Origin of the sequence: Tardiphaga sp. vice154, assembly GCF_007018645.1 — a bacterium.
GTDB lineage: Bacteria > Pseudomonadota > Alphaproteobacteria > Rhizobiales > Xanthobacteraceae > Tardiphaga.
In genome coordinates this window covers 4,108,693-4,132,387 of the sequence record NZ_CP041399.1, presented here as the reverse complement: position 1 = coordinate 4,132,387, position 23,695 = coordinate 4,108,693, and the positions used below count along the sequence as shown (strand labels likewise).

The 23,695-nt window shown below is 61.6% G+C and carries 22 protein-coding genes and 1 pseudogene; 15 read left to right on the top strand and 8 right to left on the bottom strand.

Translation table 11 applies throughout. From position 1 onward, the window contains the following. Positions 1–9: 9 nt before the first annotated feature. The 6 genes from FIU28_RS19310 to FIU28_RS27025 form a co-directional block, all read right to left on the bottom strand. Complete coding sequence (locus FIU28_RS19310) at positions 10–1,377, bottom strand: VpsF family polysaccharide biosynthesis protein (protein WP_210245417.1); 1,368 nt, start codon at positions 1,375–1,377, stop codon at positions 10–12. After that, the gene (locus tag FIU28_RS19305) at positions 1,374–3,686 is read right to left on the bottom strand and encodes a GumC family protein (RefSeq protein WP_143574785.1); all 2,313 of its coding nucleotides are present in this window, start codon (positions 3,684–3,686) and stop codon (positions 1,374–1,376) included. The genes FIU28_RS19310 and FIU28_RS19305 overlap by 4 nt, the downstream gene beginning before the upstream one ends. Further along, complete coding sequence (locus tag FIU28_RS19300; RefSeq protein ID WP_143574784.1) at positions 3,667–5,082, bottom strand: outer membrane beta-barrel protein; 1,416 nt, start codon at positions 5,080–5,082, stop codon at positions 3,667–3,669. Before FIU28_RS19300 ends, FIU28_RS19305 begins: the two co-directional genes overlap by 20 nt. Positions 5,083–5,365: 283 nt before the next feature. Then, positions 5,366–5,947 carry a polysaccharide biosynthesis/export family protein gene (locus FIU28_RS19295; RefSeq protein ID WP_246660737.1) on the bottom strand — a complete coding sequence of 194 codons (582 nt, stop codon included), beginning with the start codon at positions 5,945–5,947 and terminating at the stop codon, positions 5,366–5,368. Between the two features lie 107 nt (positions 5,948–6,054). Then, the gene (locus FIU28_RS19290) at positions 6,055–6,783 is read right to left on the bottom strand and encodes a metallophosphoesterase family protein (RefSeq protein WP_143574783.1); all 729 of its coding nucleotides are present in this window, start codon (positions 6,781–6,783) and stop codon (positions 6,055–6,057) included. Between the two features lie 455 nt (positions 6,784–7,238). Continuing rightward, complete coding sequence (locus tag FIU28_RS27025) at positions 7,239–7,448, bottom strand: hypothetical protein (RefSeq protein ID WP_246661055.1); 210 nt, start codon at positions 7,446–7,448, stop codon at positions 7,239–7,241. On the opposite strand from FIU28_RS27025, the gene FIU28_RS19285 reads away from it, so the two are divergent. From FIU28_RS19285 to FIU28_RS19275, 3 genes are all read left to right on the top strand, one after another. After that, entirely contained in the window at positions 7,375–7,956 is a 582-nt protein-coding gene (locus tag FIU28_RS19285) for a sugar transferase (RefSeq protein ID WP_246661020.1), read from the top strand. The two genes, FIU28_RS27025 and FIU28_RS19285, sit on opposite strands and share 74 nt — an antisense overlap. 304 nt (positions 7,957–8,260) lie before the next feature. Next, positions 8,261–9,052: an FkbM family methyltransferase gene (locus tag FIU28_RS19280; protein WP_143574781.1), complete on the top strand. Its 792-nt coding sequence runs from the start codon at positions 8,261–8,263 to the stop codon at positions 9,050–9,052. Between the two features lie 75 nt (positions 9,053–9,127). Further along, positions 9,128–10,447 carry a UDP-glucose dehydrogenase family protein gene (locus FIU28_RS19275; RefSeq protein ID WP_143574780.1) on the top strand — a complete coding sequence of 440 codons (1,320 nt, stop codon included), beginning with the start codon at positions 9,128–9,130 and terminating at the stop codon, positions 10,445–10,447. 68 nt (positions 10,448–10,515) lie between these two features. Here FIU28_RS19275 and FIU28_RS19270 read toward each other — a convergent pair whose 3' ends face one another. Next, the gene (locus FIU28_RS19270; protein WP_143574779.1) at positions 10,516–11,427 is read right to left on the bottom strand and encodes a LysR substrate-binding domain-containing protein; all 912 of its coding nucleotides are present in this window, start codon (positions 11,425–11,427) and stop codon (positions 10,516–10,518) included. Between the two features lie 43 nt (positions 11,428–11,470). Between FIU28_RS19270 and FIU28_RS19265 the strand changes: the two genes are divergently transcribed. The 4 genes from FIU28_RS19265 to FIU28_RS19250 all read left to right on the top strand — a co-directional run bounded on the left by FIU28_RS19265 (position 11,471) and on the right by FIU28_RS19250 (position 16,429). After that, positions 11,471–12,565, top strand: a complete 1,095-nt coding sequence (locus FIU28_RS19265) for a Bug family tripartite tricarboxylate transporter substrate binding protein (RefSeq protein WP_143574778.1) — start codon at positions 11,471–11,473, stop codon at positions 12,563–12,565. 78 nt (positions 12,566–12,643) lie between these two features. Beyond that, on the top strand, positions 12,644–13,849 hold the full coding sequence (locus FIU28_RS19260) for an ABC transporter substrate-binding protein (protein WP_143574777.1): 1,206 nt from the start codon (positions 12,644–12,646) through the stop codon (positions 13,847–13,849). A gap of 71 nt (positions 13,850–13,920) precedes the next feature. Continuing rightward, positions 13,921–15,090 carry a muconate/chloromuconate family cycloisomerase gene (locus FIU28_RS19255; RefSeq protein WP_143576287.1) on the top strand — a complete coding sequence of 390 codons (1,170 nt, stop codon included), beginning with the start codon at positions 13,921–13,923 and terminating at the stop codon, positions 15,088–15,090. 130 nt (positions 15,091–15,220) lie between these two features. Continuing rightward, positions 15,221–16,429: an alpha/beta hydrolase family protein gene (locus FIU28_RS19250; RefSeq protein ID WP_143574776.1), complete on the top strand. Its 1,209-nt coding sequence runs from the start codon at positions 15,221–15,223 to the stop codon at positions 16,427–16,429. Positions 16,430–16,511: 82 nt separating this feature from the next. Here the strand turns inward: FIU28_RS19250 and FIU28_RS27215 are convergent, their stop codons facing one another. Next, entirely contained in the window at positions 16,512–16,637 is a 126-nt protein-coding gene (locus FIU28_RS27215; RefSeq protein WP_256365911.1) for a hypothetical protein, read from the bottom strand. A gap of 198 nt (positions 16,638–16,835) precedes the next feature. Here FIU28_RS27215 and FIU28_RS19245 point away from each other — a divergent pair, with 198 nt between their 5' ends. From FIU28_RS19245 to FIU28_RS19210, 8 genes and pseudogenes are all read left to right on the top strand, one after another. Next, positions 16,836–17,132 (top strand): aldolase/citrate lyase family protein, encoded by a 297-nt coding sequence (locus tag FIU28_RS19245; RefSeq protein WP_210245416.1) that lies wholly within the window; start codon positions 16,836–16,838, stop codon positions 17,130–17,132. A 75-nt stretch (positions 17,133–17,207) separates the two neighbouring features. Next, a pseudogene (locus FIU28_RS19240) lies at positions 17,208–18,098 on the top strand (2-hydroxy-3-oxopropionate reductase). Between the two features lie 20 nt (positions 18,099–18,118). Next, positions 18,119–19,396 (top strand): glycerate kinase type-2 family protein, encoded by a 1,278-nt coding sequence (locus FIU28_RS19235; protein ID WP_143574775.1) that lies wholly within the window; start codon positions 18,119–18,121, stop codon positions 19,394–19,396. 99 nt (positions 19,397–19,495) lie between these two features. Further along, entirely contained in the window at positions 19,496–21,043 is a 1,548-nt protein-coding gene (gene garD / locus FIU28_RS19230; RefSeq protein ID WP_143574774.1) for a galactarate dehydratase, read from the top strand. A 628-nt stretch (positions 21,044–21,671) separates the two neighbouring features. Beyond that, entirely contained in the window at positions 21,672–21,872 is a 201-nt protein-coding gene (locus FIU28_RS19225) for a hypothetical protein (RefSeq protein WP_143574773.1), read from the top strand. Positions 21,873–21,950: 78 nt separating this feature from the next. Next, complete coding sequence (nthA, locus tag FIU28_RS19220) at positions 21,951–22,577, top strand: nitrile hydratase subunit alpha (protein WP_143574772.1); 627 nt, start codon at positions 21,951–21,953, stop codon at positions 22,575–22,577. Next, positions 22,577–23,233 (top strand): nitrile hydratase subunit beta, encoded by a 657-nt coding sequence (gene nthB, locus FIU28_RS19215; protein ID WP_143574771.1) that lies wholly within the window; start codon positions 22,577–22,579, stop codon positions 23,231–23,233. The genes nthA and nthB overlap by 1 nt, the downstream gene beginning before the upstream one ends. Continuing rightward, positions 23,233–23,619 (top strand): nitrile hydratase accessory protein, encoded by a 387-nt coding sequence (locus tag FIU28_RS19210; protein WP_143574770.1) that lies wholly within the window; start codon positions 23,233–23,235, stop codon positions 23,617–23,619. Before nthB ends, FIU28_RS19210 begins: the two co-directional genes overlap by 1 nt. The last annotated feature ends 76 nt before the right edge of the window (positions 23,620–23,695 follow it).

The window sequence follows — 23,695 nt, the reverse complement described above, 5'->3', positions numbered from 1 at the left end:
GTCTCGGCGTTACGCCGGAATAAGCCCGTGTCTTGCGTCAGGAAGGCGGCGCGTCTGGTTCGGACGCCGTTGCGGCTCGCGTGGCAGCAACAGCGTGATCAGAACGACAAACTGGGTGAGCTGGATGTTCTTCGATGAGAAGCTCACCGAACTTGCTGCGACCATCAGGATCAGCAGGACGATCGCCCAGGCGGCGAGGCTCGACCGTCTGAGAATTTCGATGAAGAAGCAGACGAGCCCGATTGTCAGCAACGCGGTGTGAACGAGGCCGAACTGGACGATGCTCGAAACCCAGAAATTTTCGATGCCGTAGTTCAGGCCAAGCTGCGACTGCAGCGCATTTACCCGGACCGGATCTGGACCGAGCGTCAACTCCTGCCAGTCAAAATGCGACAGCAGATTGAACGTCGCATATCGCGCCAGCGTACTGCCCTTGTCCGAGGAAAACCGCAGCAGCATCTTGTCGAAGATGCCGAGGTCCAGCGCGGCGAAGATGCCGCCGATGGCGACGAACAGCAGGCACATCGCCGTGATAGCCACGAGCAGCGATACCCGCTTGCCGCGAAACAGTTTGAAGGCTTCGACCAGCGCCAGACAGCCAAGGATCGCCAGAACCGTGATCAGGGCCGTGCGGCCGCCGAAAGCCATCAGCGAGCCCAGGCAGATGGTGATCAGGGGCAAGCGGATCGCGATCACGGGACATAGTGCCGGACGCAGCACCAGCGCCAGCACGTAAGCGGCGACGACGCCGGATGCCGTCAGCGGGTGGCCCAGAAATGCCGACGCGCGCCATTCACCGAGCACCAGCACGCTGCCGAGCGTGAGGGGAATCAGGCGATGACCGGAAAAATATTCATAATAGCCGAGCATGACGTTCAGCAGGATCGCGGCGTGGACCGCCCACACCAGCCATGCCCTGTGCCGGCCCGAAAGCCGCCAGATCACCAGACACAGGACAACGGGCAGCAGAAATGTGTCGATGATCACCGTGAACGGGCGTTGCAGCACGAACATCTGCACCAGCAGGCAAAGCCAGCAGAACAGATAGACCAGCACCAGTTTCGACTGCGACAGTGTCCGGTTAATCTCCGCAAATGGATCTGCGTTGCGGACCAGCAGCAGGAACGACGCCCCGAACACCGCATAAGTGGCGGGATGCAGTTTCTCGTAGAATCCGCCGCCATTGGTCATGTAATGGATTTTCCAGTTCGTCAGCATCGCTGAGGACACCGTGAACATCGAGATCACCGCCACCAGCATCAGCGCGGCGATCGCTGCATCGACCAGCTGGGTCGCTGTGATCGGCGCGCGGTTTGCCGTACCCGCTGCGCGACGATATGGCGTGCCCGATCCGTGGAGATGCCGCGATGCCATCATCGTGCGACGCTTGCCGCAGCGGCCGCGGTTCCGTAGGGCTTCAGATAGGCCGAACTACGATAGTAGTCGTAGAACTGAAGCTTGTTGAGATCGACCTGCGTCAACACCGTGCCGAGCATGCGGTCATAGACTGGCGCCAGCAGGTTCATGGTGTGGGTCACCACCTCCTGCGGTGTCTGGTTCCAGGCCAGTGCAAGCACGATACGATCGGCCAGTTCGGCCAACGCGCGGCCGTCCACCAAGGGGACCAGCGGCGGCGAGTCGATGATGATCAGTTCGTAGCGTTGCCGCAGATGGTCCATCAGATCGGCGATGCGGTCGGAAAACATCAGCTCCGTAATGAAATTCTCGTCCTTTTCCGCCGGCGCCGGAAGAATGGAAAGGCCGGTGCTGGGATCGACCAGCAGGGCCTGGTCGAGCGACGTCTCTCCCATCGCGACTTGTAACAGGCCGACGTCGGCATGAGGGCACAACGCGCGCGTCAGGCCGGGATTGCGCAGATCGCCGTCGATGAGCAGGGTACGGATCCCGAGCGTGGCCAGTGACAGCGCCAGATTGGCGGCGAGGGTGGTCTTGCCTTCGCCATCGAGTGCGGATGTCACCACGATGATCTTGATCGGTTCGATCCGCAGCGTTCGCTGGATCGAGAGGCGTACTGCGCGGATCGCTTCGGCGAAGAAAGTGCCTGGCTCTTCAATAGCATAACGCATCAGTGGCGGCTGCAAGGACGGCGGCAGCAGCCGCATTGTGCGGGGATCGTAACTGCCGAGATCGCTACGTCCGCGTTTGGCGCGGCCTGCGAGTTCGCGCACCCCGATCAAGGGCAGGGCGGCCAGCGCCGGCAAACCGGAAATCTGTTCGGCCTGTTCCAGCGTCTTCACGCGCCCATCGAGATAATCGAGGAGAAACGCCAGAACCGTGCCGGCGCCGAGGCCGAGCATCATGGCAAGGCCGAGAATAAGCTTGGATTTCGGCGACGAAGGCCCGATTGGGATGCTGGCCTTGGTGACCACGCGTGAATCCGGCATTTCCAGGCTTTCCTGCGCCGATGCCTCTTTGTAACGCGCCAGATAGGATTCATAGAGCGTCCGGTTTGCCTCGGCCTCGCGCTGTAACTCGTGCAGTCGCACCTGGGCCTGGCCGGACTGGCTCGACACGCCCTGCAGCTTGTCGAAGCTTTCCTTCAGCGAGTTCTCGCGTGACAGCGCGATATCGTAGTCATGCCGCGTGCTTTGCAGGATGCGCTGGATCTCGTCGTTGATCAGCCGCTGGGTGTCGGCCAGCTGCGCGCGCGAATTGGCGACGAGTGGATGACGCGGGCCGTATTTGCTGGACAGGTCGGCGCTGTTCTTGGCGATGTCGGCATATTGCGTACGAAGCTTGGAAATCATCTCCGAGGAGATCACCGCATTGATGCCGCCGGGATCGGCGCGGGATCTGGTCAACTCCTGCACCTGGTCGAACTTGGCGCGTGCCTCTGCCGTCTGCACGCGTGCAGAGATTAGCTTGTTGTTGAGATCGGTGATCTGCTGGTCGTTCACCGTGACGCCCTGCGACACTGCGAGGTTATTGGCCGTGCGATAGTCTTCGACCGATTGTTCCGACGTGCCGACACGCGATTTCAATGTTTCGATCTGGCTGTTGAGCCAGTTGGCCGCGATCCGCGTCGCGTCATATTTGGCGCGAACCTGCTCTTCGAAATAGCCTTCGGCAATGGCATTGGCGATCGCGGCAGATTTTTGCGGCACCTCGGAGCTGACGTTGATGTCGACCAGGAAGGTGGTGCCTTGCCGCGTCACCTTCATGCGGCGCTGAAGAATTTCGACCGATCGCGACCGCGCGGTGTCTGCGGCATTGGAGCCCGCCACAGGCACGCTGCTGCTGAACAGGCGCTTGACGGGATCGAGCAGGCCGGGCTGCGGCGTGAACTCCGGGTCCTCGGTGAGCTTGAGCTTATCGACGACCCGCTGCAGGATAGCGACGGACTGGATCAGCAACGTCTGGCTCTCGATCGTGGCGTCATCTGTGCCGAAATTCGACAGCACGGCCTGGTTCGTCTCGACAACATTGGCGCGGCGCGGATCGACCAGGACTGTGGATGTCGCCGTGTAGAGCGTGTCTACGCTCATGATGTAGGCCACGGCGAGCGACATCAGGATCAGCGGCAGCAACGCGACCGTTTTCCAGCGCCGACGCAGGATGCGGCCCATCTCGCGCAGATCGACCGCCGGTGCCGATGATGGTTCAGTGAATGTCGCGGGCGCCTCGTCGGGCGCCAGATACGACAGCTCAGAATTGCGCTGTAACATTAATCCCCACCTGATGTTTGTCGTAGCTGAAGGCCGAGACGTCGCTGCTGCGGTCGGTGTAGCGGTGGTAAGCTGACATCGTGACAAACCGGTTGAGCAGATATTTGACGCGGGCATCGGAGGTGACGACCGTGTCCTTGCGATCCTGACCGAAGAAGCGATCTTTCTCGTAGGTGCCAGCCAGCGACAGAATGACGTTGCGACGCAATTCGTAGTCGGCACCCACCTGAAGGGCATTGGCCTGCACGCCGGCCGAACTTGTGGCGGAGGTTTCCGTGACGATCTGTTCGGCCTTGAAGTGGAGATCGAGCAGCTTGGTCGGCCGATACGTTAACTGCGCGCGATAGGACGGGCCCTCGATCACACCGATGGTGGCATCGCTGAACTCCTGCCGCGCATAGCCACCGCCGATTTCGCCGCTGAGCAGGTGCGTCAGGCCGATGGTGATGCCGGACAACGCGCGATAGCCCTGGGAATCCAGCGATCGTTCCGGTGTGCCGCGGATGCTGCGCTGGTTGCCTTCGATGCCTGCGAACCAGCCGAGAATGGGCGAAAACGCGTAGTCCATCCTGCCGTGCACCGCGTAGATCTGCCCGTCGCGACCGTCCTGGCTGATAATCGTGCCGTCTTGCGCGCGGCTTTGGCCGTAATCGTAGGAGCTGACGCTGATGCCGGCCGATGCTGCCAGCCTGTTCCACTCCTTGCGGACACTGACGTCGCCTGAGAACAGGTTATAGGGCGTCGGCGAAACGGCGTTGGTGGGCGAACTCAATGTCCCGACGCCTTCGTTCAGATGCGCGATCTGGAAACTCGTCAGGACGGCTAGATCGTGCGAGACATCGTACCAGGCATTCCCCTTTAGGCTGGCGTCGGTCTGGTCGAGGCTGGAATTGTCACGATAGATCGTCGATGCCGTGTCCAACTTGATATCGATGCCGTGTCGTTCCCAAAGGGTATGCGCCCGCAACGACGGCGCGATGACGGCGGCGATGTCTGCGCGCTTGTCGGTGTTCGACGAAAAGACGTTGCTGTCATAGAAAGTACCGGACATCAGCTGCGGATTGAACATCCAGGAGCCGTAGCGAATGCCGACGGGCTCATAGCCGGGTTGCTGCCGTTGCTTTACAGGCATGTCTTCGGGCTGTACCGCATCGCGTGTATCCGTCGGCGTGAGATCCGGCAGGACCGATGGCTCGAATACTTTCTGCGCATTCCAGGGAGCCGCGACGACCTGGAACGTTGACGGAATGACCTGGGCGGCAGATGGTGAAGCGAGGCCGATGGCGATCGCGGTTGAGCTTGTTGCGAGTCGAATCCCGCGGCAGCGCGAGACTGCCGGACGCGTCGCTTCTTCACGAGCGAATAAAGCGTTCGGGCATTTCAACGCACGATTCATCCAGTTTCCCTTGTGCGAAGCGGATCGCGCTTGCAGCCTGATCGCCTTCAAACATCACAACGCTGCCCGCAGGAACGCGAGCCTGCGCCGATGTCGAGAATCAACGGAGTGGTGGAGGTGACGCGCTTGTCGAACACAGAGCCGTCCATGATGTACGTTCGTATCGAACTGCGCTTCTGCGCTGCAGCAACATACCCATCGCAAAGAGACCAGACTATGGCGAGATGAATGGGGGCAAGGGGTTGCACATCTTGAAGGTCATCGGTCGTGCGTGCAGCGATGCCTAGAAGTAGCGCTCCGGAATCCGGATGTTGTCGCCCGGAAACACCCGGACCGGGGCATCGAGCGGATACACCTCTTCCGTGTTGCCGCCGGATCGGCGCAAGAACACCTTGTTTTCATTAGCGCGATAGCTGAAGCCGCCGGCGCTTGCAACCGCATCGAGAATGGTCATGCCGATGCGGTACGGATATTCGCCGGCCTTCTTCACTTCGCCAAGGATATAATAGGGGCGATACAGCGCCATCTCGATATTGACGCGCGGATCTCGCACGATCCCCTTCGACAATGCCGCCGTGATCGAGCGTTCCAGCTGTCCGGTCGTCAGGCCTCCTGCCCGAATTCGCCCCGCCAATGGAATCGATGCGTAGCCGCTGCTGTCGATCTCATACTCCCCGCTGATATCGGCTTCGCCGTACACTTTCAGGCGAATTCTGTCAGTCGGTGCAAGGGTGTAGCTTGCCGATGTCGCTTCGGCTGCTTGCTTGCTCTGTGCCATAGCCGGGGTTGAGAGACGCAAGCCTCCTGGCATGGACGTCAGTATCAAGCACAACCCGGCGACGCCGAGTGATCGTTGCAACATCATGGGGTCCTGCCTGCTTATCGACCTCAGTGTGGCCGGTGATGACTGCCGCAAGCTAGGCGACCAACAAGGCGAAAGCATGTGGCGCACAAACGGCGGCCGCACTTGCGCTAGAGCACCACGATCTCTTCGCCCTCGATCGCAATGCAGGTCAGCACGCCGGATCGCCAAGCGCCGGTATCGATGTTGATGCGGTTGCTGCGGATGTCGGGATGCGGCACCGGCGTATGACCGTGCACGATATACTTTCCGTGGCGTTGCGTCGCGTTAAGGAAATCGTCACGGATCCAGATCAAGTCCTCGGCTGCCTGCAATTCCAATACCACGTTAGGCCGGACGCCCGCATGGGCGAAGAAAAAGTCTCCGCAGCAATAGCTGTTGCGCAGACATTGCAGGAAAAGCTGGTGGGTCCGCGGAAGAACATCGCGCAATTGTCGATGCAAGTCGCGCGGTGCCGGATGTTCGGACGTAGAAATGCCATAGGAGGCCAACGTCTGCCGTGCGCCGAGCGGCAGCCAGTCTGGTAGCGCAGCGGGATCATGCAGGAATGATTCCAGCATGGCTTCATGGTTACCGCGCAGGCATATTGCACGGTTTCGCACCAGTCGAATGGTGAGCTGATCGATGACACCGCAGGAATCGGGGCCACGGTCGATGTAATCGCCAAGATAAACTTCGGCAGAATGACGGACCGGCCTGCGTTGCAAGTCGTCATCGATGCGGGCGACTATCTCCGCGAGAAGATCCGCGCAACCGTGAATATCGCCGACAGCGTAGATGCGTGTTTCCGGCGGAAGCGCGGGGCGAGGGGGGCGGATGGTGGGGTCTTGCTGATGCATCGCGAAACACTCGACACGGATCGGTCCTGCCGTCAATCGTTCACACGATCCGGAATCTTAAGTAGTCTTTCTGAAAAGCCGAGAGTTGCGCGGCAGCGACTCGTGCAACCGATCTCAAAAAAAACGAGGCGCAAAAAAATCGGCTGGGTCGTAACCCATTCTTTGCATTTAACCAATCTCGCATTGCGATCATGATCCGATCTGCAGTGTAAACAATAAGGCCTCTGTCTTCACCGCAGCGCCGCATTTCGCTCATCAAGTTAGGAAATGTTCGATCACATGAGATGCCTGGTGTGCTTCGCCAGTGCATCAACAGAATGTCCCTTTGCAAAAAATGCGCGGCGTCCCGAGGGACAACGCTGCGTAACGACGCTGTGAGTGCTTCGGCTCCCAGCGTTTCCGACCTTGAACAGAAGGCGCGCAATGGTGTCGACATTAACAGTTTCCGGATTCAATCAGAATAGTCCTGCATCGCGATGGAAGAAACGGCATACGATCTCGGTGCGGCCGCTTGAATATGCCGGCCATATCGGCCAGCGCACCAGGCGACGGTCGACGCGAGCCGAGCCGTCGACCTCGATCGGAAAACGCGTGCTCGATACGGTTGCGGCCAGCGCGGCGTTGCTGTTTTTCGCACCGTTGTGGATCGCGGTGGCGATCGCCATAAAGGTGACGTCGCCGGGGCCCGTGCTGTTTCATCAGTATCGCTACGGCTACCGCAACCGGTCTTTCAAGATCTACAAGTTCCGCTCGATGCGCAGCGATGCCGGAGATGCCGCAGGTATCAAGCAGACGGTGCAGGACGACTCGCGAATTACGGCTGTGGGACGCATTTTGAGGAAGACCAGCCTCGACGAAATTCCGCAGCTTCTCAATGTCATCAAGGGCGACATGTCGCTGGTCGGACCGCGGCCCCACGTTCCCGGAATGCTTGCCGCCAATGTGCCTTACGAGGATCTCGTCCCGTATTATTTCCAGAGGCACACCGCCCGACCGGGAATTACGGGCCTCGCCCAGGTCAGCGGTTGTCGAGGCAGCACCGTCGAGCCGGCACTGGCCATTTCCCGGATCGAATACGACCTGGACTACATCGAGAAATGGTCACTCCGCATGGATATCATGATCATCGTAAAGACCGTTCGCCGCGAATTTCTGTCGGGGAGCGGGTTTTGAACAACCACATCGGCAATTCATCCGACGCAGGAGTGCAAGCATTGACGAAGGTGCATGCACGTATCGTTGCAGTGCTGTGATCAGGCGGCAAGAGATTCCGGCTGTGGCCGCTCTCCCGCGAAACCTGCCTTGAAGCAACTTGTCTCTTCTCGGTGACCGAATGCTGCTGCAACAGACCGCACCGCGGGTGGCGGCCCTGTTGTTCTCAGATCCGAGTGATTGACGATCGACGACAGGCAAAGCCTGCTGTCCGTCAAGAAAACTAAAGCCGTATACGGCAATACTCTTAAGCAAGGTGGTTGAGATGAATACCGTGCAACGCGCGAAAGCATTTCTGAAACAGGAGTTTCCGTCGATCTGGCTGCAGTGGCATTTTGCGCGCCGCCCCAAATCGGCGGAACGGGAATTGCAGTATCTCGAAAAAATCGTGCCGCGCGGAGCGTTGACCGTCGATGTCGGAGCCAACCTCGGATTGTATACGCAGCGGCTGGCGCGGTTGTCGAAGCAGGTTTATGCGTTTGAACCGTCCCACGATATGGCGCATTTCCTTCGTCGGACGTCGGCGTCGAATGTGACGGTCCACGAGATCGCGCTTTCTGATGAGAATGGAGAGGGCGAGTTGTTTATTCCCCAGGACGAATCGGGATCGGTGCACGGCCTGGCATCGCTCGAGCCCCAGATCGATGCATCCGGTAGATCGCTCGCTTCGCTCAACGTCCGGACGGCCCGCCTCGACACGATCGTCGACATCGATGTGGCATTCGTGAAAATTGACGTTGAAGGCCATGAGTTGAACGTTCTCAACGGCGCCACCAGCCTGATCGATCGCTGTCAGCCGGTCTTTCTCGTGGAAGCTGAGGACCGGCATCGACCGGAGGCAACCCGGCTGGTGTTCGATTTCTTTCGGGAAAGAGCGTACCGGGGCTACTTTCTGAAGGGCCGGCAGATCGTCCCCGTGGATCAGTTCAAGACAGACCAGTTGCAGAATGTCACGGCGCTGATGCCCAATGGCGGCCGCCTCGACGGTCGGTCCTATGTCAATAACTTCTTCTTCTTTCCCCATCATCTCGACGGCCAGTTCATCCTGTCCAGTTAAGTCGCAGGTTCAACAAATCCGCGGAACGCAAGGTCGCGTCAGCGCGGCGACACACTTCTTAAGACAGGACTACGAATGCAGATTGCAATTGTCGGTGCCGGCTATGTCGGCCTCGTATCGGGTGCGTGTTTCGCCGATTTCGGACATCATGTGGTCTGCGTCGACAATGATCCGGTGAAGATTGCCGCACTCAACCTTGGAAAGATTCCGATTCATGAACCGGGGCTTGCGGATCTGGTGACGGCAAATATTGCACAGGGTAGGCTTCGTTTCGTCAATGACATGAAGTCGGCGGTCGAGGCCGCCGAAGTCGTGTTTATCGCGGTCGGGACGCCGTCGCGCCGCGGCGATGGTCATGCGGACCTTTCCTACGTCTTTGCGGCGACCGACGAGATCGCCGGCTTTCTTTCGGAAGCAACGATTGTGGTGACCAAGTCGACCGTGCCTGTAGGAACCGGCGACGAAGTCGAGCAGATCATTCGAGAAAAAAACCCGGAAAAAAACATTGCGGTAGTGTCGAATCCGGAATTTCTCCGTGAAGGAGCGGCAATCCGGGACTTCAAGCATCCGGATCGCATCGTGATTGGCACCACTGACGCGCGCGCGCGCAGCGTCATGGCTGAGGTCTATCGCCCGCTTCATCTCAACAAATCGCCAATTCTGTTTACGGATCGGCGAACGGCGGAACTGACAAAATACGCGGCCAATTCCTTTCTTGCGACCAAGGTGGCCTTTATCAACGAGATCGCCGACCTTGCCGAGAAGGTCGGCGCCAACGTGCAGGAAGTGGCACGGGGGATTGGGCTCGACAATCGCATCGGTATGAAATTTCTCCATGCGGGGCCGGGCTTCGGCGGGTCGTGTTTTCCAAAAGACGCCTTGGCGCTGATCAAGACGGGACAGGACAACGAGGCGCCATTGCGCATTATCGAGACAGTCGTCGCTGTAAACGAGCAGCGCAAAAGAGCGATGGCGCGCAAGGTGGCTGGTGCCTTCGGCGGCAATATCCGCGGCAAATCCATTGCTGTCCTGGGTGTGACGTTCAAGCCGGATACCGACGACATGCGCGATGCGCCGTCCATTCCGCTGATCACGGCACTTCAGGACATGGGCGCAATCGTGCGCATCTACGATCCGGTTGGCATGGACGAAGCCAAAAAGGTCTTCGAGAATGTGACCTTTTGCGACAATGCCTATGAATGCGCCAAAGGCAGCCACGCGCTGGTGATCGTCACTGAATGGGAGCAATTCCGGGCACTGGATTTCAAGCAACTCGCGTCGCTCATGGTATGCTCGGTGATCGTTGATCTCCGGAATATCTATTCGCCCGAGGAGGTCACGCGAAATGGATTCTTGTATTGCGGCGTCGGCCGGTCGAACTCGCCTGCGTACTGAAAACTGTCCTTTACGGTCGGCCGCGTCAGTGGAATCCGTATGCCTGCGTCGATGCCCATCTGGAGCGGTCAGGTTTCGGCGGCAATGGAAGGTTCGGGGCCTCGCATCGTCCGCGTTGTTTCGCTAGCGATCCGCATGAAGGCGCGTGCGGCGGCGGTCTGGTAGCGATGTGCGTCCCAGAGAATGGCTCCGTAGCGACGGATCCAGGGCGGGCTGATCGGCAGGATGTCGAGATCGCGCCTGCCGGTCAGGCTGCGATCGGCCAGGATGGTCGGTGGTCCGCCGGATCTGGCCAACTCGATCAGCGCCTCGACCGCGTCCATCTCGACGCGGATGTCGAGCACCATGCCTTCGGGGAGCGACTCGTCGAGAAGACGACGCGTCGCGAACGTGGTCTTCAACAGCGCAAGCGGTTGACCGCTTAACGAGGCGAACGGGACGGAGGTCTGCGTCGGTCGTTCGCGTGTTTTTGCGCGGACCAGAACGAGACGCTCTTCGAAAAGGCGCTCGACTCCCAGTTCCGAATATTGTGGCGGATCAAACGCGATCGCCAGATCGAGATGGCCCGACAGGATCCGCCGCTCGACATCAAACGCACTTCCCACTTCCACGTTGAGCCGGACGCCCGGATATTGACGGCTCAAGCTCGCAATCATCTTTGGCAGAAAGGCGGTGCTGTAGGTGTGGATGACTCCCACGCGGAGAGTTCCGGTCATGCCGCCTTCGAGCTCGGCGATCGCGGTCCGTGCGGCTTGCGTCTGCACCATCAGCCGTTGCGCATGCTCGCGCAGGGTGCGCCCGGTCTCGGTCAGTTGCATGCCCTGCGGGGTCCGATCGAACAGCACGGTGCCCAGATCTTGTTCGAGCGCGCGAATTTGCTGCGAGAGCGTTGGCTGGGCTACGCCGAGCGCGTCCGCCGCTTTTGCCATCCGGCCATGCGCGGCTACCGCAAGAAAGTAATTGAGGCGCCTGGGATCCATTGCGCGATTACAATTACCGATCGGATCAATAGTTTCAAGTGTATTGGCCTATTGCTCCGGCCATGGCACCGTCCCGGCCAATCAAACAGCGGCAGCGGCAGACGTCGTTTTCGACTTTCGGCAGGGAGGGCATGAGCCCATGATTTCTCGACGCTTTTTCGTCTCCGGGGCAGTCCCCGCGATACTGGCAGGCTCGCTGGCCTTCGCCGGCGCGGCGCCCGGCGCAGCGCTCGAATATCCCACCAAACCGATCCTGTTGATCGTTCCCTTCGCCGCCGGCGGCGCGGCGGACATCATCGGCCGGACGATCGGCGAGAAACTGGGCCAGCTCTATGGGCAGCAGGTCGTGGTCGAAAATCGTGGCGGCGCGGGTTCCAATATCGGCGTGGGCGCTGCGGCCAAGAGCGCGCCCGACGGTTACACGCTCGTGCTCGGCTCGATCGCCGTTGCGGCAAATCCGTGGCTGTTCAAGTCCATGCCGTACGATCCGCTGAAGGACCTGACGCCGCTGACCCTGGCACTGGAAACGCCCAACATCGTGCTCGTCGCGCCGTCGTCGCCGATCAAGAACGTCCGTGACCTCATTGGGTTTGCCAAAGAGAAGGCCGGCTCGGGCGGCGCCACCTATGGCTCGGCCGGCATCGGCTCATCGCTTCATCTGGCGGCGGAGCTGTTCCGGCAGAAGGCGGGCATCGAGCTCACCCATGTGCCGTATCGCGGCTCGTCGCCGGCGCTGACGGATCTCATGTCGGGTCGCATCGATGTGATGTTCGACAATGCATCGACTGCGCTGCCGCAGGTTCAGGGCGGCAGCCTCCGTGCCATCGCAGTGACGACCAAACAGCGCGTCGCGGCCTTGCCGGATGTGCCGACGATCGATGAATCCGGCGTGCCCGGCTTCGAACTCGGCAATTGGTGGGCCATCTTCGGGCCCGGCGGAATGCCGCCTGAACTGGCCGACCGCATCAGCGCGGACCTGCGGAAGGTCCTGGCCGATCCTGACGTCCGGCGTCGCTTCGCCGAGGTCAGCGGTCGCGTGATCGCATCAACGCGCCAGGAACTGGCCGATCATCTGGGCCGGGAAAACGCCAGCTGGAAGCAGATCGTGGATGCCGCCGGCGTCCGCGGAAGCCAGTGAGCCAGCCACGATCTCAATCGCAATTTCGGGACTTCGATCATCGTTAGCGGCCTCGCAAAGAAGGCCAGGGAGAATAAAGTGAAGAAGGTAGTTTCAGGTCTGGTGCTCGCCGCTCTGACCTTGGCGTGCCCAGTCGCATCGGCCCAGAATGACGGAGCGCTGAAGATCGGGGCGGTCCTCGACATGTCCGGACTGTTCGCCGACATCACCGGGCCCGGCAGCGAGGCGGCCGCCAAGATGGCCATCGAGGATTTCGGCGGTGAGGTTCTCGGCCGCAAGGTTCAGATGGTCGTGGTGGATCATCTCAACAAGGCAGACCTCGCCGCGAATTTCACGCGTGAAATGCTCGATAATCAGGGTGTCGAGGCCATCGTCGACGTGGCCGGCTCGGCGACGGCGCTTGCCGCGGCAGAGATGGCCAAGGCTCGCAACAAGATCATCATGTTCAACGGTCCAGGCGCCGTGCGTCTCACGAACGAGGCTTGCGGTCCGTATGTCGTCCATTACACCTACGACACCTATGCGCTTGCCAGCGTAACCGGTCTTGCTACCGTCAAACGTGGCCTCGACACCTGGTTCTTCCTGACGGCCGATTACGCTTTCGGCCAGGAACTCGAGCGCGACACGTCCAGTGTCGTCACCAAGGCCGGTGGCAAGGTCGTGGGCCAAGTCAGGCATCCGATCAACACGTCGGACTTCTCGTCCTTCCTGCTGCAGGCGCAGAGCTCGAAGGCCAAGGTGGTCGGTCTGGCCAACGCGGGTGGCGACACGATCAATGCGATCAAGCAGGCGGCGGAATTCGGTTTGACCCAGTCCGGGCAGAAGATGTCGCCACTGCTGGCTTTCATCTCCGACATCGACAGCGTGGGACTGGAAACGGCGCAAGGGCTGTTGCTCGCCGAAGCCTTCTATTGGGATCTGAATGATGAGACGCGCGCGTTTACGACGCGATTCATGAAGCGCACCAAGCGCGCGCCGACGTCGGCACAGGCCGGCGTCTACTCGTCGGTGCTGACCTATCTGAACGCCGTCAAGAAGGCCGGTACGACGGATGCGGCGGCCGTCATGAAGGTTATGAAGGAAACGCCGATCAACGACATGTTCGCGAAGAACGGCCGGATTCGCGAAGACGGCCGCATGATGCACGACATGTATCTTTTTGAAGTGAAAAAACCGTCGGAGTCCAAGGCGCGCTGGGACGACTACAAGCTGCTGGCGACCATCAGCGGTGAAGACGCGTTCCAGCCGCTGTCGGCATCGCGTTGTCCGTTGGTCAAGAAGTAAGCAGAGCAGGCGGCGGATTCCTTGATGGTTCCGCCGTCCGTTCCAGCACGACAGCAGAGGCGATCATGACTATGCCAGTAACGGCAAGGGTGGATGCGGTCGAAACCATCCTCGTCGATGTGCCGACCATCCGCCCGCATCGGCTGTCGATGCATACGATGAACAGCCAGACGCTGGTGCTGGTCATTATCCGTTGCTCGGACGGTACTGTTGGAATTGGCGAAGGCACCACGATCGGCGGTCTCAGCTACGGCGAGGAAAGCCCCGAAGGTATCAAGCTGACCGTGGATACCTATATCGCTCCGGCTATTCTCGGGGCGGACGCCTCGCGCGTGGCAGCGCTGATGAGCCAGGTCAAGCAGCGGGTCAAAGGCAATCGCTTTGCGACCTGCGCCGTAGAAACGGCGCTGCTCGACGCGCTCGGCAAACGGCTCGATCTTCCGGTATCCGAACTATTGGGCGGGCGGCAGCATGCCTCGCTGCCGGTCGCCTGGACGCTGGCCAGCGGAGACACCGCGCGCGATATCGAGGAAGCCGAGCGCATGCTGGATGCGCGCCGGCACAATATCTTCAAGCTCAAGATCGGGCTGCGGTCGGTCAATGACGATGTCGCACATGTCGCCGCCATCAAGCGAGCCCTCGGCGACCGCGCCAGTGTGCGCGTCGATGTCAACCAGGCATGGAGCGAAGTCGAGGCGCGGCGCGGAATTCCCGCGCTGGAAGCCGCCGGTGTGGATCTGATCGAGCAGCCGCTCTCGCGCGACGATCGGGGTGCACAGGCACGCCTCAGCGGCCGCTTTTCGGTCGCGATCATGGCCGATGAAGCTCGGCATGGCGTCAGGGATGCATTTGACGTCGCCCAGCGCGGCGTTGCGGACGTGTTCGCTTTGAAGATCAACCAGGCCGGTGGCCTGTATGATGCGGTCAAGATGGCCGCGATCGGCGAGGCGGCCGGCATTGGTCTCTATGGCGGGACGATGCTCGAAGGCGGGGTGGGCACGGCTGCGTCGGCGCAGGCCTTTTCGGTGCTTCCCAAACTGGCGTGGGGAACGGAGCTGTTCGGACCGCTTCTCTTGACGGAAGAAATTCTCGCCACGCCGCTGCGCTATGCCGATTTCGCGCTCGAAGTTCCGACGGGGCCAGGCATTGGTGTGGAGCTCGACATGGACCGCGTGGCCTTCTTCCGCCGCGATGGCTCCGCGGATCGCCCAGGCTTGGCGAGCAAAATCGCGCGAGCCTGATTGCCGCTGCCTGCCGCGCGTGATCCGTGCGGCAGAGTTGGAACTTTCTTTACCGGCCACTGCTAAATCCCTCTGAGGGCCGTCGCCCGGGATGCGCGCTCGCGCGGATATTGCTCGGCAGGGATTAGCGATGAAAGTTCTCGTTCGGATCGCCTTCGTGTTGGCGGGCGCAGCGCTCATTTGGTCGCCCGCAAGCGCCCAGCAGCAGGGGCCGTTGCAGGTCACCTCGGGCGTGAGCTACGAATATCTCGATCGCTGGGACGTCAACCGCCTCAATCAGATCCTCACCGTCGATACGCCAAAATTCTCCGGCATTCCGGTGACCTACACGCCTGCGACCAACGCGGTGAAATTGTATCGCGTGACCTATTCATCGGTGGTGCCGGAGCGCGACAACAAGCCGATCACCGCTACCGGGTTGCTCGCGATCCCTGATATTGCGGGCACGTCGTTTCCGCTGGTGTCGTATCAACACGGCACGGTGTACGGCAAGCAGGAGGTGCCGTCCTATCCGGAGCAGTCGCCCGAAACGCAATTGATGATTGCGCAATTCGCGGGGCAGGGCCGCATCGTGATCGGCGCCGATTATTTCGGCATGGGGGCGTCAACCGAGCCGGAAGGCTACATGGTCAAGCGAAGCCACCAGCAGGCGACGGCCGACATGCTGCAGGCCGGCCGTGCCGTGCTCGACCAGATGAAGCTTGGCGCGCCAAAGCTGTATCTCGCCGGCTGGTCGCAGGGCGGCTTCGTCACCATGGCGCTTCTGGAGAAGCTGGAGAGCACCGGCGTGGCTGTCGTGGCCACGGCGACCGCGAGCGCGCCCGTCGATGTCTCCGTGGCGCTGAACGGCTTCCTCAACTTCCCGCGCAAGAACGATGCGAGTTGGGTGACCACGCTGTTCATCCTGTCGGCATTCTCGTTCGAGAATTATTACGGAATTCCCGGGCTGGCGCGCGCGCTGATCAATGACGACGCCTATGAAATTTCCCGCAAGGCCTATCAGCGTCAGCCCTACAATGCCGCCGATGTCCCGACCGACCTGCACAAATTGATCCGCCCCGAATATTTCGATTCGCAGTACTTTGCCGCCTCCGCCTATGGCCGGCTGGTGGCGGCGGCCAATTCGTATCGCTGGGTGATCAAGACCCCGGTGCGCAACTATTTCGGGGAGAGCGACGAGGTCATCAGCGTCGGTCTTGGTCAATTGGCAATGACCTATCAGCGCGCGATCGGCAGCGGCAATCTGCAGGTCGAGGCGGTTTCCACCGGCCCCACCACCCACCGTGGGACATTCGCGACCGCCGTGCCGCAATGGAAGGCGTGGTTCGACAGCAAGTGAAGCGGGCGGCTCCCGCAGGCGCCGCACGTCAATCGGTTGCGTGCGGGAAAGCGGGGCACGCGCCGCCGCCCTGAACTGTTTTCTAGGTGCCGTGGGCGGTGGCGATATGGCCGTCAGCTTCCAGCAGCGCCTCAAGCAGTTTGCGCCCCGAAGTGTCGGCCTGCATGATCGGGTCCGCCTTGAAGGTTGCCTTCAGAAAGCTCGACACTGCCCGGATCTGCGGGACGAATTGCAGGTCGGTGTGAACATTGATCTATAATTCGCGCGTGGTCGAAATCGCGATGGCATCCGAAGGGCGTACGCGGCGTTTCGGTGTCGCAGCGGTCGAACCACTACGCGACGGTGAAGAATTACTTCGAGGTCATCAACGACAACATCGCCCTGCTCGTACAGATCGAGAACCAGATTGGATGCGGCCGACGAGATCGCCGCGATCGACGGGGTGGATTGCCTGTTCGTCGGGCCGTCCGATCTGGCCGCCACGCTCGGCCATTTCGGCAATCCCGGACATCCCGACGTGCAGGCTGCGATGCAGCGCATATTTGAGGCGGCTGCCCGTCATGGCAAGTCGAGCGGCATTCTCGCGCCTGTCGAAGCCGATGCCCGCCACTATCTGGAACTGGGCGTCACATTTGTCGGCGTCGGCAGCGACTTAGGCGCGTTCCGCGGTGCCACCCAGGCGCTGCACGACAAATATCTCTGATCCGGGCGCTGGGTCACTTTCTTGCACCAGACCGACCAACAGCGGTCGCGACTATCATCCTGAAGGAGTTATATCATGAGCAAGCTAGGTTTCGTCGGTCTCGGCATCATGGGCACGCCGATGGCGGGCCATCTCATCACCGCTGGTCACTAGGTGTTCGCCTATGACCAGAAGGATCTGCCGGCCGAACTGCTCGCCAAGGGCCTCGTCAAGTGCGATTCCAGCAAAGACGTCGCCAAGGCGTGCGACATCTTCTTCGTGATGGTGCCGGATACCCCGCATGTCGGTGCTGTGCTGTTCGGCAAAAACGGCGCCGCTGAAGGCCTGTCGAAGGGCAAGATCGTCGTCGACATGAGCTCCATCTCGCCGATCGAGACCAAGGAATATGCCGCCAGGATCGAAGCGCTCGGCTGTGAATATGTCGATGCGCCGGTATCGGGCGGCGAAGTTGGCCCCAAGGCGGCCACGCTCTCCATCATGGTCGGTGGCAAGGACGAGGTGTTCGAGATCGTCAAGCCGCTGTTCGAACTGATGGGCAAGAACATCACGCTGGTAGGCGGCGCCGGTGCCGGCCAGACCGCCAAGGTCGCCAACCAGATGATCGTTGCGATGACCATCGAGGCGGTGGGCGAGGCGCTGCTGTTCGCCTCCAAGGCGGGCGCGGATTCGGCGCGCGTGCGCCAGGCGCTGATGGGCGGCTTTGCGTCGTCCAAAATTCTTGAAGTACATGGCGATCGCATGGTCAAACGGACCTTCGACCCGGGCTTCCGGATTGCCCGGCACCAAAAGGACCTCAACCTCGCCCTGACCGCCGCACGCCAAATGGGCATTTCGCTGCCCAAACCCGCGACATGTCAGGAACTCTTCAACTCCTGCGCCGCCAACGGTGGCAGTGCCTGGGACCATTCGGGTATGGTCAAGGCGCTCGAATTGCTGGCCAACTTCGAGATCGGCCAGAAAGCCTGATCTCCACGAAAGACGACACCATGAGCTTCGACCCACGTGCCCTGTTGCGACAGATGTTTGATGCGGCGATCGAGGCGGCCCAGCCGTCGCATTGCATCCCGCCTCATCTGCCTAAAACGCCGAAAGGACGATTGATCGTCCTCGGCGCCGGCAAGGCGTCCGCCGCAATGGCGCGTGCGGTCGAAGATCATTGGTCCGGCGAAATGTCCGGGCTGGTCGTCACCCGCTACGGCTATGCCGTCCCGTGCGAGCGGATCGAGATCGTCGAAGCCTCGCATCCGGTTCCCGATGCTGCCGGCCTCGCGGCCGCAAAGCGGATCCGCGACATCGCGGTGGCGGCGGGGCCGGGTGACACCGTGCTGTGTCTGATCTCCGGTGGCGGCTCCTCGCTGCTGGCACTGCCGGCCGAAGGCATCACCCTGGAAGACAAGCAGGCGGTCAACCGCGCGCTGCTGAAGTCGGGCGCGACCATCTCGGAAATGAACTGCGTCCGCCGCCATCTGTCGGACATCAAGGGCGGCCGTCTTGCCGCGTTGGCCTATCCAGCCAAGGTGGTGACGCTGCTGATCTCGGACGTGCCCGGCGACGTCGAGGCCGACATCGCTTCCGGTCCAACTGTCGCCGACGTAACGACCTGCGCCGATGCGCTCGCCATCGTTACGCGTTACGGCATCGACCTGCCGGCCGCCGTTCGCGACACGCTGGAGAGCGGCCGCGGCGAAACGGTGAAGCCGGCCGATCCGCTGATCGCCGGCGTTGAGACCCATCTGATCGCGACGCCGCAGATGGCTTTGGAAGCCGCCGCCGCCGTGGCGCGCGAAGCCGGCATGCCGGTGCATATTCTGGGCGATTCCATCGAAGGCGAAGCAGGGGACGTAGGCACGGTATTGGCCGGCATCGTCAAGCAGGTCGCGAAGCGCGGCCAACCCTTCAAAGCGCCCTGCGTGCTATTGTCCGGCGGCGAGACGACGGTGACGGTCCGCGGCCATGGGCGCGGCGGCCGCAATGTTGAATTTCTGCTGTCGTTTGGCGTGACCCTCGACGGGCTGGCCGACATCTGGGCGCTGGCCGGCGACACCGACGGCGTCGATGGCATCGAAGAAACCGCCGGCGCGATCCTGACGCCGGATACGCTCGCGCGCGCCTCGGCTGCCGGCATCAAGCCGAGGCAGGCGCTCGCCGACAATGACGGTCACGGTTTTTTCGGCGCGCTCGGTGACGCCGTCGTCACCGGGCCGACGCTGACCAATGTCAACGATTTCCGCGCGGTCATCATAGGCCGACCGGACACGAAGTGATGCGTATGTGAGCCAACCGCGCAGGCCGGCCGCTCTCGAAATGTTTCGAGAGTGCGCGAGCAGGGGTGGCGAGCTGAACTGAAGATGGAGGCTATTGATATGACCAAAGCCGTGAATCCAGACGAACTGGCGACGCCCCGCTACATCAGGATCGACCCCCGCGACAACGTGGCGATCGTCGTCAATGATTTCGGCTTGCCGGCGAAGACGCGTTTTCCGGATGGCCTGGAGCTGCGTGATTTCGTTCCACAGGGTCACAAGGTCGCGCTGGTCGACATCGCCGAAGGCGATGCGGTCCGCCGCTACAACGAAATCATCGGCACCGCGATCCGCCCGATTTTCGCCGGCGAATGGGTCGACGAGTCCCGCATCTCCATGCCGGAGGCGCGCGAACTTGATCACCTCGAACTCGCCACCGCGGTGCCCGCGGCGCAGCCGCCGCTCGAGGGCTACACCTTCGAGGGCTTCCGCAATCCCGACGGTTCGGTTGGCACCAAGAACGTGCTGGCGATCAGCATGAGCGTGCAATGCGTTGCCGGCACCGTCGATTATGCGGTCAAGCGGATCAAGGAGGAACTGCTTCCGAAGTATCCGAATGTGGATGATGTCGTCGCACTCTCGCACAATTACGGCTGTGGCGTCGCCATCAATGCGCCGATGGCGATCGTGCCGATCCGTACCCTGCAGAACATCGCGAAGAACGCGAATTTCGGCGGCGAAGCGATGGTCGTCAGCCTCGGCTGCGAGAAGCTGGCGCCGGAGCGCCTGCTACCGCTGGATACGGATGGCAGCATCGTCCGCATGCAGGACGAAGCGTTCGATGGCTTTACTGCCATTGTCGATTCGATCATGGCAATGGCCGAAGCGCGGCTCGAAGTTCTCAACAAGCGCCAACGCGAGACCTGTCCCGCTTCGGATCTGATCGTCGGCCTTCAGTGCGGCGGCTCTGATGCATTTTCCGGCGTCACGGCCAATCCGGCCGTCGGCTTTGCCGCCGATCTGTTGGTGCGCGCCGGCGCCAAAGTGATGTTCTCAGAAGTGACCGAGGTGCGCGATGCAATTCATCTGCTGACGCGCCGCGCCATCGACGAGGAGGTCGGCCGAGCGCTCATCCGCGAGATGAAATGGTATGACGATTACCTGGCAAAGGGGGAGGTCGACCGCAGCGCCAACACGACGCCCGGCAACAAGAAGGGCGGCCTCGCCAACATCGTCGAGAAGTCGCTCGGCTCGATCGTCAAGTCCGGCTCGACCGCCATCGTCGACGTGCTGTCACCCGGCGAGCGCATCCGAAAGGCGGGCATGACCTTCGCGGCGACGCCCGCCAGCGACTTCATCTGCGGCACGCTGCAACTCGCCTCCGGCATGACGCTGCAGGTGTTCACCAGCGGACGCGGCACGCCCTATGGCCTGGCCGCCGCACCGGTGATCAAGGTGGCCACGCGTACCGAGCTGGCCAACCGCTGGAAGGATCTGGTCGATTTCGACGCCGGCCGCATCGCCACCGGCGAGAAGACGATCGAGGAAACCGGTTGGGACCTGTTCAAACTAATTCTCGACGTCGCCAGCGGACGCACGAAAGTCTGGTCCGACAAGTGGGGTATTCACAACAGCCTCACTTTGTTCAATCCCGGCCCGGTGACCTGAGCGGCGCAACCGATCAAGCATGAAGCGGGCGGCCCTTGGGCTGCCCGTTTTGCGTTTAGGCGTCATCGATCCAACGAATGCCGAAGGCAAAGCGGGATTTTCTCGCCCGCGTTTGCAAGGGCGGATCAATAGGCACAAAGCCTGCGTCGTGTAGACATCGGATGACGAGCAGCCGCGACCTCGTGCGAATGGCTCGCTGTCATCGTGCTCCGCGCGGGGCGTTGCTGGTGAGCCTGTTCGTCTGTTTGGTCGAATCTTTCCGCCGGACCGGCCGCATTGGAGCCAGCGCGCATTTTCCACCGCATTTCCGAAACTATCGTTCGCGGCTCCTCTTGGCCGAGAAACTCAACCGTCGCCGGCGCACGACGATGCGCAGAAGGAATTCCTTTATCGCGCAGGTTCTGTTCGAAATATTAGCAAGACGTCTGTCGTATTAATTATGTCGTCAACAATATCACGCCATTTGAACCGACTTTTGCGTCTCAATTCTCGAATTGTAGTTCAGTGATCTAGATCAAGGCAGTATTCGATGCATGTCTTATGACGACTTACGAGACATTCGCGTGCTTCAACTCGATCGTACAGATCGAAGAGGGGACGCCGATTTCGCGAAGACGGCGATTTCCAGATGTCGAGACAGAAGGACTTCTCCGACATGCGACGTCATCGCCGAGCCAAGATCGTTGCCACCGTGGGTCCCGCCAGCGCTTCGCCGGAGATGCTGAAAGCCGGCGAAAAATATCGGCTGGCCGATACGCCTCCGCCCTCGCACGAACTGCTCGCGCGCACCCGCGCCGCCTTCAGCAATCAGGGGCTGATCGTCACCTGAACCCGATTTCCGTGGGCCTAGGTGCTGCACCTTGATGTCCCGGACCGCTGCGCTACAATGCGGGCCGAAGGAGACATCATGTCCGGTCACGATCATCACCACGACCACGAGCATTCCGAACTGTCGGAGACCGAGCTGCGCGTGCGCGCGCTGGAAAGCATTCTGACCGAGAAGGGCTATGTCGATCCCGCCGCACTCGACGAATTGATCCAGACCTACGAGACCAAGGTCGGCCCGCGCAACGGCGCGCGCGTGATCGCGCGGGCCTGGAGCGATCCGGAATATCGCGCGCGGCTGCTGGCCGATGCCACGCCGGCGATCCTCGAATTCGGCTATGCCGGCCGGCAGGGCGAGCACATCGTCGCGGTCGAGAACACGCCGGACCTGCACAACATGGTCGTGTGCACCCTATGCTCGTGTTACCCGTGGCCGGTGCTCGGCCTGCCACCGGTCTGGTACAAGGCCGCACCCTATCGCTCGCGCGCGGTGAAGGATCCGCGCGGCGTGCTGAAGGATTTCGATGTCACGCTGCCCGAAGGCACCAGGATCAAGGTGTGGGATTCCACCGCGGAGATCCGTTACCTCGTGGTGCCGCAGCGCCCTGCCGGCACCGAGGGCATGAGCGAGGAAGAGCTTGTCGGTCTCGTCACCCGCGACAGCATGATCGGCACCGGGCTAGCGCTCTCGCCCGCCGGGGTGGCGTAATGGACGGCGCACATGACATGGGCGGCGTGGCCGGCTTCGGCGCGGTTCAGCTCGAGCCGAACGAGCCGGTGTTTCACGCCGAATGGGAACGCCGCGTCCTGGCGATGACACTGGCGATGGCAAGGCCCGGCCAATGGAACATCGACGCCTCGCGCTTTGCCCGCGAAAACCGTCCGGCCGAGGATTATCTGAGCAAGAGCTATTACCAGATATGGCTGGCCGGCATCGAACGTCTGATGGCCGAGCGCGGTCTGGTGGCGCCGGAGGAGATCGAAGCCGGCGAGCCCTTGCTGCCGCGCAAGGACGTTCCGGTGCTGAAGGCCGACGAGGTGCCCGCCATGTTGCGCAAGGGCGGCCCGACGGTGCGTCCGACACAGGCGCCGGCGCGCTTTGCCGTCGGCGACCGCGTCCGCGCCAGAATGATGCATCCGCCGACCCATACGAGGCTGCCGAACTATGTGCGCGGCCATGTCGGCGTGATCGAGCTGCTGCACGGCGCGCATGTGTTTCCCGATAGCCATGCGATGGGGCAGGGCGAACAGCCGCAGTGGCTCTATACCGTGGCGTTCGACGGTCGCGAGCTGTGGGGCGAGGACGGCGATCCGACGAGCTTGATCTCCGTGGACGCCTGGGAATCCTATCTGGAGCCGTTGTGATGGCGCTCGATCCGCAGGCCGCCGCAGCGGCGGTGATCGCGGTGCCCGGCATTCCGCGCGACCACGACGGCCCGGTGTTTCGCGAGCCGTGGGAGGCGCAGGCCTTCGCGATGGCCGTGGCGCTGCATGCGCGCGGGCTGTTCTCCTGGACCGAATGGGCGGCGACACTCGCCGCCGAGATCAAGCGCGCACAGGCCGCGGGCGATGCCGATACCGGCGAGACCTATTACCGGCACTGGCTGGCGTCGCTAGAAACGCTGGTCGCCGAGAAGGGCGTCGCCAGCGCCGACACGCTGCACCGCTATCGCGACGCCTGGGACCACGCCGCCGACCGCACGCCGCACGGCATGCCGGTTCTGCTGCAGCCGGACGATTTTCACGGCTGAGGCGTGTGGCCGGCGTCGTTGCGCCATATCGCAATGTGTGGGAAGCCGCACTGTCGCCAGCAGGGCGGGGCGGTGC